Raw genomic sequence first — 11422 nt, forward strand, 5'->3', positions numbered from 1 at the left:
CGGGGCCCCGCCGGGGGGGGGGTGGTGGGCACCCCCCCTGTTGCGGGGTGCCCATTGCGGGGTGGCGGGGGGCCCCGGGGGGGGCCCCCCCCCCCCCCCCCACCACGGCATCACAACTTCTCTCACCAGCGCATTTCCCCACCACAGAAGGAACTCCGATGACGAAGCCCTACCTGCGGATCGCGGCACTGGCCGCGGTCCCGCTCCTCCTGACGGCCTGCGGATCGGGAACGGCGGACGACGGCGCGTCCCCGGCCGAGACCGGGGACAAGACCCTCACCGCGTTCCTCGTCGAGCCGACGAGCCTGGTGCCCCAGATGGACACGGGCACCCAGGTCGGGATGGCGATGTGCGCCAACCTCATGGAGATGAACGCCGAGACCCTGGAGCTGGAGCCGCTCGTCGCCGAGAGCATCGACTCCGACGACAACCAGCACTGGACCATCAAGCTCAAGGACTGGACCTTCCAGGACGGCACCCCCGTCACGGCTTCGTCCTACGTCGACGCGTGGAACGCCACCGCCTACGCACCCAACGCCCTCGGCGGCAACGGCAGCATGCAGCCGATCCAGGGCTACGCCGACCTCAACCCCGCCGACGGCAGCACGCCGAAGACGAAGACGCTCTCGGGCCTCAAGGCGGTGGACGACAAGACCATCGAGATCACCACCACCGAGCCCAACGGCGACCTGCCGATGCTGCTCAGCTCGAACCCCTTCTGCCCGCTGCCCGAGTCGTACTACGAGGACCCGGAGGCCTACGGCCAGCACCCGATCAGCAACGGGCCCTACGAGTTCGAGAGCTGGGACCACAACGAGCAGATCACGCTCAAGAAGTGGGACGACTTCCCCGGCGACGAGGCAGCCTTCGGCGGCGGCGCGGACACCTTCCAGTTCAAGATCTACACCGACATCGAGGCCGCCTACACCGACTTCGTCGCCGGCAACCTCGACCTCATCCGGGCCCCTGACGGGAACATGGTGGAGCGCGCCAAGGCCGACGTCGGCGAGCAGGCGCTCTTCCAGGACGACCGCCGGCACAACCATCAGTTCCTGGCGTTCCCGGCCTACCTCGACAAGTACAAGGACGTCAACCTGCGCCGGGCCATCTCCCAGGCCATCGACCGCGAGGCGATCGTCTCCTCGGTGCTCAAGGGGCACGGGCAGGCTGCCGACGCGATCATCCCGCCCGAGTTCGAGACCTACCGCGAGGGCGTCTGCGACGCGTGCGCCTTCGACCCCGACGCCGCCAAGGCGAGCCTCGCGAAGGCCGAGGCGAACGGGTTCGACGGCAGCGTGAAGATCATCTACTCGACGAGCCCGGCCAACGACCAGGTCGTCGAGGCGATCTCCAACCAGCTGCAAACCAACCTGGGCATCAAGGTCGAGATCGCCCCCGGGCTGGGCCCCGAGGTCGCCGAGCAGCGCAGCGGCGGCACCTTCGACGGGATCTACTTCGGCGGCTGGGGCCTGTCCTACGCCTCCGAGGACCAGTTCCTCAGCCAGTACGTCACGCATGCGGACGGGAACGACGCCAACGCCTACAGCAACCCCGAGGTCGACGCGCTCGAGGCCAAGGCACTCGCCGCGCCCGACGAGGCTGAGCGCGCCAAGAATTTCCAGCTGGTGGAGGACCAGGTCGTGCGCGACCTGCCCGTGACCCCGCTGTACTGGAAGAACGTCTACGGCCTGCAGAGCGAGAAGGCGCAGACCGTCTCCGCAAAGGGCGACATCCAGATGTACCGGGCCAAGTACGTGGGCTGATCTCACGGCGGCCGCCGTCGTGCGGCCTCCTCGTACCACCCTGCACCAACCACGAGCGGGTGGCCCTTGCCGCTGGGGTCACCCGCTCGTCGTCCCTACACGGCGACATGCATGGAGGAAGACAGCATGAATCAACGACGAAGCAGGCTGACCACCACCCGGCTCGCGGCCCTGGCCACGACCACCGCCGTCTGCGCGGGGCTCGCCCTGCCGGCCGCCACCGCGGCATCCACCACGACGACGGCACCGGCCCTCGCCGCCGCACGGGGCGAGCGGTCGTCCGACGCCCCGACCGTCGTGTCGGTCAGCCCGCGCGAGTCCGCCGACGACAGCGGCGTCCGGCTGCGCCTGGCCTACACCGGCGCCACCGACCTGCAGCCCACCGGCACCTACCTCGAGCCCGGCGAACAGGTCACGATCAACGTCAAGGCACACCTCAAGGGCGACGACGGGCTTCCCTCGGTCGCCATCGGCGTGCCAGAGGCCCAGCTCGACGAGAACGGCAAGCGCCTCAAGACCCGCATCCTGGCACTGACGCCGGGCAAGAACACCATCACCGACACCTACGGCGGCCCGGTCTACCTCGTCTGGCACGGCGACAACGACTCCAAGAGCACCGCGAAGGTCACCATCGGGAAGGCGGCCGAGCAGATGGCCACCTTCACCCTCGGCGAGACCACCGAGCGTGAGTTCCAGCGCGAGCTCGACCAGCACACCGCGCCCTTCGTCGAGCTCGTCGGCGACGACTCGATGATGACGTTCTACCGCTACCAGGTACTCCCCTTCCGCGACGAGAACCACGCGAAGCTGATGCGCACCCTGGACCGGATCGTCCGCATCGAGGACAAGGTCGCCGGCTACGGCTCCGCCGGACCCGAGAGCGAACGCCCGGAAGGACCGCACCACCTGGTCGGCTACCCCGGCAATCTCCCCGGCGCCTGGGCGCAGGCATGGCTGCAGTTCACCACCTACTCCGAGGGCGGGCTCGACGCCGTCCTGACCGTCGACGGCCTGCGCGAACGAGGGTGGGGCGTCGCGCACGAGCTCGGCCACCAGCACCAGAACACCTCGACCACCCCCGCGAGGACGGTGGAGGTGGTTGCCAACGTCTTCGCGCTCGCCGTGCAGCGTCGGTTCACCGAGGACTACGGCCAGCAGCCCCGCCTGCGCGCCATCACCAAGGACGGCACCAGCCGCTGGGACCAGGCCATGGCCGCCCTCGATGCCGGGATCGACTCGTACGACGACGACGTCCGTGGGTCAGACATGATCCCGTTCGAGCAGCTGCGGCTGGCATTCGGCGAGGACTACATCACCCGCTGGCACACCATGGTGCGCCAGGACCCCACGACGTTCCAGACGCTCTACTCCGACGACGGCCACTCCCCCGAGGCCGACCTCCAGCTGTGGCAGAACCTCGTCTACGCCACCAGCCTCGCCACCCACCACGACCTGGCCGACTTCTGGACCACCTGGGGCGTGACCGTGACCGACGAGACGAAGAACAAGATCGACCACCTCCCCCAGCCGACCGTCGACCCGACCACCCTGCGCGAGACCAACATCGACGAACCCAGCATCTGGGGCGACTGACACATCACTCGAGAGCGACGACGTGCCCACGGTGCGGGACGACCTCCCGCTCCATGGGCACGTCGCGGTTGCCCGTCAGCACGGAGCGATCAGCACTGAGGATGGACTACCGCGGCACGGGTCCGGTCGAGCCTCGTAGCCGCAGCTCCGGGTCGACGAACGACTCGGTAGCCCGCACGGTGCGATTCTGGATCATCGTGACAAGTGTGCGAACACAGTTCTCGGCGAGGGTCTCGACCGGCTGCCGGACCGTGGTCAGGGGCGGATCTGTGAAGTCGAGCATGTACGAGTCGTCGTAGCCGACGACCGACACGTCCTTCGGCACCTCGAGCCCCCTGCGCTTCGCCGCCCGGATCGCCCCGAGCGCCATGTCGTCGCTCGATGCCACGATCGCAGTCACGCCGCGAGCGAGTAGTTCGTCCGCGGCATGGCGTCCCCCATCGACCGAAAAGTGATGCCGCACCACGTAGTCCGCAGCGTCGTTCAGCCCGCGGGCGTCCATCGCAGCGACGAACCCCTCGATGCGCCGATCGGCCGGTGTGTTGCCGGCGGGACCTGCGCACATCCCGATGCGTCGGTGCCCGAGGTCGTACAGGTGCGAGACGGCGAGCTCGGCGGCGTGCCAGTCGTCGGTCGAGATGACCGGAGACTGCCCGTCGGAGAAGGCACCGTTGACGCTGATGTATGGGATGCCCCTCCCCTCGAGGAGGTGGCGGGCCATCGGATCGGCGTTACGCAACGTGTTACTCGCCGAGAGGAACACTGCAGCGACCATGCCCGCATCGAGCATGGGCTCGATGTAGTCCCGCTCCATGACCGATCCAGGGACGATGGGACAGAGGAAGGCACGCAGGCCGTGCGGCGTCAGCTCCTGCTCGATCGCCCAGGTCATGGCGGCGAAGATCGGCGTCTTCAGTCCGGGAACGAGGATCACCACGATCTCGCCCTTGAGGGGCCGCTCATATCCGACCTGCCTCAGTGCCTTCTCGACCGCCTTGCGCGTCGACACGGACACCCCGTACTTGCGGTTCAGGACGCGACTCACGGTCGCGTCGCTCACGCCTGCGATCGCAGCGACCTCGGCAAGGCGGACCGTCCCAGCCGGGGACCGCGGACGCCGCCCGCTCCGCTCGGTCGCCGCAACCGCATCGTCACCTTGCTCGCTCATGGGCATAGTCTGGCCGATGCAGACACCTCGTCGCCTAGCGGCGCGCCAGCCCCGTGGTCAGGCGCCGACGCGCCGGACCACGCTCCACGGCGGCACTTCGAGGAATCCCACTGGTGCGAGCCTGTCCACGCCGCCTGCGACAACCCGATAGGCCACCCCAGGCGTCGGCGTCGCGTTGACGACAACGAGTTCACGCACGCCTTCCAGATTCAGATCGGCAACGGCTGCCTCGTAGGCGACCACCACAAGTTGGTCGCCGCGACGCGCCTGCACCACCGGATAGCCACGGTTGGGTGGCCCTACTTCGAGGTCCCCACCGAGGAGCGTGCCGCGCAGCGCGCGCCAGAGCGATAGCTCCCTCGCGACCGTGCGCCGGTGTTCCTCCGAGAGCTCTCCCAGCGGCATCGACACCTGCGGCACCCCGAAGAACCCTGCGAACAGCTGTCTACTCACGGACTCGGCCGACGCCTCGGGGGCCCACATGATCGGGTCCGCATGCACGACCTGTCCCCCGCCCAGCACCCGCAGGTCCACGACCGACATCCGGTTCTGGTCCGCGTCCGCGGGGCAGTCGGTGGCACGTACGACGTCCGCATACGCCCCGACGACCGGCGAGACGTATGGTTGCCGGAACTCGACGAGCGCACCGGGCCGGGACGCGTCGACCGTTTCCGCTACGCGCTGCAGGAGGTCAACCATCGCGAACCCGACGTCGTCCAGGTCCCCCGTGCTAGGTGTCCCGGCGTACGCCATCGCGTTGTTGAGGAAGTCGATCTTCAGCCCGTCCAGACCGTAGTCGGCCACGAGCCGCCCGCACGTGATCGCCACGTGCTCCCGTACCTCACGGTGCCTAGGGTCCAGCACCCAGGCCCGCAACCCGGCCGAGTACGAGGTGGCGAAACGCTGGAGCCTGGCGTAGGCGTCGCTCTGCTCACCCACCAGCAGCGGCGCGAGCCAAAGCACGACGTCGAGCCCGTGTCCGTGCGCCGACTCGACGAAGGCGGTCAGGTCGGGGAACTTCTCCGTGTCGGGCATCCAGTCGCCGCATCCCGTGTACCAGCGGCCATCACCGAAGCGCTGCCACCCGTCGTCCAGGAAGACGGACCCGAACCCGAGGTCGGCCGCGACCGGGAGATCCCGCCCGACGGTCTCGGCGGAGATGCGCTGCGAGTAGGCGTACCAGGTGGAGTACACGGGCTCGACCGCAGCACGTGCGGGCTGGCGGACCGGGGTGCCCGCGTACAGCGCGTCGACGATCGTGCGCACGGCGACCGCGACCGGACGCGAGTCACGCAGCAGCACGAGCTCGAGCTCGTCGGTCCGCGCCGTCACGCGACCGTCGACGGGCAGTCGTACGACGAAGTTCTTCTCTTCCTCGGACACGCCGAACTGCAGCTCGCCCTCACCGGTCGTCCAGCTGCAGCCAAACGCTAGCTGGCTCCGCCCGTCGGCGTCGTAGAGGGCTCCCAACGGCGCTGACCGGATCGCGCTGAACCGGTCCGAGCCCTCCCAGTCAGCGGGCAGGCCGCGGTCACCGCCGAGTCCGGGGTACCAGTACCCGCACGCATCACCCAGGGGGGACTGCAGGATCACTTGACCGCCGTCGACCACCTTGAGCCGGATCCTGGTCACCGCCCCCTCGTCGTGCACGCCGAGCACACGGCACCCTCCCCCGGTCCCCAGGCGGAGCCCGAGCGAGAGCTCCGACCAGTCGACGAGCGAGAGCTGATGGTCTTCGAGTAGCACGTGGAGGACTCCTGTTGCTTGATCGCACCCGTGCGGGTGCCTGCGACATTTGCGGCGATGCGGTGCAGGAAGAGCTGAGACGTTCGGACGTACCGGGTGGGACCAGGCGACCAGCGAGAACCCGTCGATGTCATGCCCTCGGACGAGCAGACCGATTCGTCCCTGACGCCATCACCCCGGTGCGCTGCATATATGCGGCCGTATCATGCAATTTTACATGCGACGAAGGCCAGATCCACCCTTCGTCGAGATCTGGTGACGCCGTCTCGCCGCACGTCGTCCAGACGAGGAGAGGGCGACTCCCCGTGGGGAGACGCCCTCTCGGCGTGATTGCGCGTACGTGTCAGCGCTGCGTGGCCTCGTCGCAGGTCAGCGTCGCGGCCGCCCAGTCAGCATGGTCGGAGGAGTTGCCGTCACCTGCGTTGCCGATGCGCAGGGTGACGAAAGAGGCACCCGTGACGTCGGCGTCGACCTTCTCCGCAGGGTCGCCCCCGCGCAGCACGCCCGTGGAGGCGACCTCCTTGCCGTCGGCGAGCACGGCGAAGGTGACGCTGCCGCGGTCACCGGACTCATCGTCGATACCGACGTCAGCCGTCAGGGAGGAGCACTGGCCGCCGGTGTGCACGACGATGTCGCTGTTCGCGTGCGCACCGAGCCCCTTCGCGTACTCGGTGCCGCCGATGGCGATCGGGTTGCCGTCACCCTGACTCGAGTCACCGACGCTCGTGTCGCGCTCGACCGGGCCCCAGCCGTTGGTGGCCGAGACCCACTCGAGGTCACTGACGAAGTTGGTGCCCTGCGGGGCCGGCGGCACGACGGTGAGGAGCAGCGCGCTGGTCGTGCTCTCCTCGAGGTCGCGGCCGCTCCACTCGGCCCGCGCCTTGACCCGGTACGTCCCGGTCTCGACCGACTCCGGGGCGGTGACCTTCCAGCGGGTGACCAGCTGGGTGCCGCCGCTCATCTTGCGGGCGGTGGTCGTGCCGGACGGCGTCGCGGACCAGCCCTTCGGCGTGGACAGTGCCACCGACACGTCCGACGCTTCCCTGCTCCCGGTGACCTGGAACGTCGAGGTGACCTCGATCGGCTCGCCGGGCGCGATCGCGACAGGCCCGCCGTCGTAGGCGGCGTCCGCCTCCAGCCCGAGCGCGGCCGTCGTGCGGCGGGCGACCTGGTCCGTGTCGCGCACCATCGTCAGGATGCCGGCGGCGGACCAGCTGAAGTTCGGGGTGTTGTTCCCGTCACCATTGCTCGAGTCGTACTTCTCCCAGATCGGCTCGTCGCCCTGACCCAGCCCCGTGGCGTTCGCGAAGAGCTTGCTACGCAGCAGCTCCGCGTCGTTGAACAGCCCGTACCGGTTGAACCCGGTCACGGCGAAGCCGACCTGGTCGGGCCAGGCGCTGCCGCGCGTGTAGGAGTCCGGGTCGTATGTGTCCTGCTCGGCGGAGATCGGAGGCAGCGGCACGAAGGTGTTGAACTGCGTCGGGTCGAGCGCGTTCTCGCGGACCCGGTCCGCCTGCTCCCGCGTCGCCGTGCCCGACATCAGCGGGATGATGCCCTCGATGCTCTTGCCGTAATCCAGGCGCGGCCCGTCGGCGCCGAGCCACTTGTCGTAGAACCAGCCGGACTCCGGATCGTACATCGTGTCCCGGATCTCCTGGTCGATGGCGTCGGCGTCCGCGCGCAGCTGCGCGGCCTCCTCGGTCTTGCCGAGCTTGTCGGCCAGCTTCGCCATGGCGCGGGTGTTCATCGACATGAACGCGTTGAGATCCACCGACTCCTGGTTCAGGGAGTACCCGATCTGGTTTCCCTCAGCATCGGTGTTGTGCACCACCTTGAGGTCCCCGCCGAAGTCGAAGCGCGGGCCGTCGTCCATCCCGCTCTCCCACGCGGCGGCCAGGCGGGCGGCATCGTCGGAGTTGTTGGCAGCGTCCATCGACGCGCCGTACTCCAGCAGGAGGTTCTTGTCATGGTCGCGGTGGCTGAACCACCAGTCACGCTCGGCCTTGAGCTTGGGGTAGATCTCCGCCAGGAACTCTTGGTCCGGGTCGGAGGCGTAGACCTCCCAGGCCGCCCATGCGGCCAGCGGCGGCTTGGTGTTGCGCGCGTTCCAGTGGGCGGTGCCCTGCTCCTTGGTGCGGAACCCGACGACGTCGGGGATCATTCCCGCGTCGGGCCCTTCGGTGAACTGGTTCTCGAACTCCGCGAGCACGATGTCGCGGGCGAGCTCAGGCGAGAAGATCGTGGTGCCGACGGCCTGCTTGAACATGTCCCACGGCCAGTAGCCGCCGGAGTAGATCTTGTGGTTGGTGGAGGGGACCATGCCGCTGTGCTCGAACTGGCCGGCCGGCCCGCGCCAGTTGTTGACCAGCGTCTCGACCGACTTCACAGCGACTCGCCGGTACTCGGGCGCCACACCCTCGACCGCGTTCTTGACGTAGCCGTCCCACCGGCGCTCGGTCGCGCGGATCGCCGTGTCCGGACGCCGCAGCGCCTCGGTGGCCGCCACGGTCGCCTCGAGCCGCTCGTCCTCGGTGAACGTGTACGTCTCCGTCCAGGCAAGGCGCTGCGCCTCGCGAGTGGCGACCAGCGGCTCGTCACGGGTCGTGACGTAGCTGTCCCCGTCCACCACCGTGGTGGTCGGATCGGCGTGCCGCACCTGAAGCGCCTCGGTGCCGTCATAGAAGTACGGCGCAGCCTTGGTCGCCTCGAACCGCACCTCGACACCGTTCTTGCTCGCCCTGAGAGAAGGCGCAGACTTACGCGGCTCGGTCTCCGGACGCATCAGGTCCCCCGTCCAGGAGACCTCCAGCGCGCGACGCTTCGCCGAGCTGACCTCGGCCGTCACCAGCGCCGTCTGCTGCGAGACGAACCGCAGGTCGAGGGTCAGCGTGACACCGTCCACCTCGTAGGTCTGGCTGATGCGGCCTGGGTAGGAGTGGGTCGTGGGAGCCGGCAGCGCGAGCTCGGCCCCCGTCTTCGCGTCCCGCAGCTGTAGCCTCGTGAGCGCCTTGCTCAGGTACCACGGCGACTCCTGTGCGTACGCCAGCGGGCCGGTGAACCCACCGTACGTGTCAACGTCACCCGGCGCCGGCAAGCCGTAGGCGTGGTACGACCCCGCGTCGAACAACGGGCTGAGCAGGTTCACCCCGCCCATGTCGGCCTTGGCCGGCGTACCGGTCCGGTCGATGACGTCGGGATAGGACACGGCACGCTTCACGTTCGCGACGACCTCCTGGGACACGCCAGTGGACGGGACGCCCTGGAGGGCTGCAGCTCCGGCGGGGGCCACGCATGTCACGACCAACGCGCCGGCGGTCAGCACCGCGGCACCGAGCCGGGCGCGTGGTCGAGCCGCAGAGCGCTCCGACCTGGACTGTGGGATGGGCATGAGTCGTCCTTCCTGAGTGGGGGCGCCGGGGCCCGGCGACACGTGGGACTCCGTTCGGCCCTATGGCACCGCCGAGCAGCTCCACCTCGAGCCGCGCCGAGCCAGTTCGTCCTGGCGCCTGCAATGATGGATTACAAACTTACAGTTGTCTAGACCTGTGAAGGAACCTTCGGCTCCCGGCATGGGCGGCCAGGTGGCGCAGGAACTGCCGCCCGGATCGACGCGCAACCGCGCGCCACAGGCGGGGGGCGGGTTCACGGCGTCGACGCCGCCGCCAGCGCCACGGCCCCGCCGCGCACTCCACACCGCCCCCGTACGAGCTCATAGCCCGGACCGGGCAGCGCATCCGACCGAGGCAGGGGGCCGATCCGCGCCGCTCCGACGACCCAAATAATCGCACCCTTGACATCAATATGGTTCGCGGCCTTCAATGAGCAGCGCTTGCTCCTTGTCCGGTCACTGATGCCCGTCTCTTGAAGGAGATCCGCATGCCCCGAAGTTTCCTCAGTCGTCCCCTCGCCGGCCTGGTGGCGGGTGTCGTCAGCTGTAGCGCTCTGCTGGTCCCGGCGGTGGCCGCGCAGGCGAGTTCCGCGCCGTCGTTCGCGCCCCAGGCGCAGGCCCCGCTGCGGACCATGCTCCAGGCCGAGGTCGTAGAACCGACGCAGGCCAAGGTCGCCACCCGCACGGAGAATGGTTGGACGCAGCAGTTCGCGAGTGCGCCGTCGGCGCTGGCCGAGGCCGCGCGGGTCGGGGTGGAGTACGCCCCGACGACGGACCTGCAGCCGACGGGCCTGTATCTGCCGCCGAACACCGAGCTGACCATCACGGTCTCGGGCGTGAAGGCGAACGACCCGAACGGCGTGCCGTCGGTCTCGATCGGCGCGCCGGACAGCCAGATCGACGAGAACGACAAGAAGATCCCCACGCGCCTGACGCCACTGGCGCGTGGGAAGAACACGGTCTCGGACGTGCACGGTGGTGTGGTCTACATCGACTTCCAGTCCAAGACCGCGACGCCGTCGACCGCGACGCTCACGTTCGGCGACACGGCCGAGCAGATGGCGACCTTCACCCGCGGCGTCACCGGGGAGGCGGCGTTCCAGCGGCAGCTCGACCGCCTGGACGCACCCTTCGTGGAGCTATACGGCAAGAAGTCGATGATCACGGTGACCCGGCAGGCGCTGCTGAAGTACCGCAACGAGCACCACAACCAGCTCCTGGCGGCGCTCGACCGGATCATCACGGTCGAGAACAAGGTCGCCGGCTACGGCCCGGTCGGCGCGCCGGACGCACCGCCGGCCGGCGTGCACCACCTGATCGGCTTCCCCAAGGTCATCCAGGGGGTGGGTGCGTACGCGTGGGACGAGATCACGGTCTATCCCGTGCCGATCCAGGACAACCTGCTCAAGGTCGACGGGCTGCGCATCTACGGCTTCGGCCCCTGGCACGAGATCGGCCATCAGCACCAGCAGTCGGCCGTCCTTCCGAGCGACCTGCTCGAGGCCAGCGTGAACACGTACGCGCTGGCGGCCCAACGTGACTTTAGCGAGTACGGCTCCGTGCCGCGCCTGCGGGCGGTCAACTCCAGCGGGACCTCGGACTGGGACGACGGCATGGCGGCCCTGAAGACGGGGGTCGACAAGTACAGCGACCTCCCGCGGGCGACCTGGGTGCTGCCGTTCGAGCAGCTGCGCCTCGCCTACGGCGACGATTTCTTCCCGGACTGGCACAAGGTGGTGCGTCAGCAGGCGGACGACCTGCTCG

At 68.9% G+C, this 11422-nt stretch carries 6 protein-coding genes; 3 read left to right on the top strand and 3 right to left on the bottom strand.

What is annotated here, in order from left to right; genetic code table 11:
• Window positions 1-158: 158 nt before the first annotated feature.
• On the top strand, window positions 159-1763 hold the full coding sequence (locus tag ACFWDO_RS16535) for an ABC transporter substrate-binding protein (RefSeq protein ID WP_380324212.1): 1605 nt from the start codon (window positions 159-161) through the stop codon (window positions 1761-1763).
• Window positions 1764-1889: 126 nt separating this feature from the next.
• The gene (locus tag ACFWDO_RS16540) at window positions 1890-3356 is read left to right on the top strand and encodes a M60 family metallopeptidase (RefSeq protein WP_380324209.1); all 1467 of its coding nucleotides are present in this window, start codon (window positions 1890-1892) and stop codon (window positions 3354-3356) included.
• A 106-nt stretch (window positions 3357-3462) separates the two neighbouring features.
• On the opposite strand, the gene ACFWDO_RS16545 is transcribed toward ACFWDO_RS16540, so the two are convergent.
• The 3 genes from ACFWDO_RS16545 to ACFWDO_RS16555 all read right to left on the bottom strand — a co-directional run bounded on the left by ACFWDO_RS16545 (window position 3463) and on the right by ACFWDO_RS16555 (window position 9511).
• Window positions 3463-4530, bottom strand: coding sequence for a LacI family DNA-binding transcriptional regulator (locus ACFWDO_RS16545; protein ID WP_380347053.1), 1068 nt, complete (start codon window positions 4528-4530; stop codon window positions 3463-3465).
• Window positions 4531-4581: 51 nt separating this feature from the next.
• Window positions 4582-6270, bottom strand: a complete 1689-nt coding sequence (locus ACFWDO_RS16550; protein WP_380324203.1) for a glycoside hydrolase family 36 protein — start codon at window positions 6268-6270, stop codon at window positions 4582-4584.
• A 343-nt stretch (window positions 6271-6613) separates the two neighbouring features.
• Window positions 6614-9511, bottom strand: coding sequence for an NPCBM/NEW2 domain-containing protein (locus tag ACFWDO_RS16555; protein WP_380324200.1), 2898 nt, complete (start codon window positions 9509-9511; stop codon window positions 6614-6616).
• Between the two features lie 635 nt (window positions 9512-10146).
• Between ACFWDO_RS16555 and ACFWDO_RS16560 the strand changes: the two genes are divergently transcribed.
• The coding region (locus ACFWDO_RS16560; RefSeq protein WP_380347055.1) for a M60 family metallopeptidase at window positions 10147-11422 on the top strand (1276 nt) is incomplete at its 3' end.

The sequence above is a fragment of the Isoptericola sp. NPDC060185 genome (assembly GCF_042728595.1).
GTDB lineage: Bacteria > Actinomycetota > Actinomycetes > Actinomycetales > Cellulomonadaceae > Isoptericola.

Excerpts from the sequence above, each read along its gene's own strand:
- ACFWDO_RS16535 (WP_380324212.1), top strand. The coding sequence starts at position 159 with ATGACGAAGCCCTACCTGCGGATCGCGGCACTGGCCGCGGTCCCGCTC.
- ACFWDO_RS16540 (WP_380324209.1), top strand. The coding sequence starts at position 1,890 with ATGAATCAACGACGAAGCAGGCTGACCACCACCCGGCTCGCGGCCCTG.
- ACFWDO_RS16545 (WP_380347053.1), bottom strand. The coding sequence starts at position 4,530 with ATGCCCATGAGCGAGCAAGGTGACGATGCGGTTGCGGCGACCGAGCGG.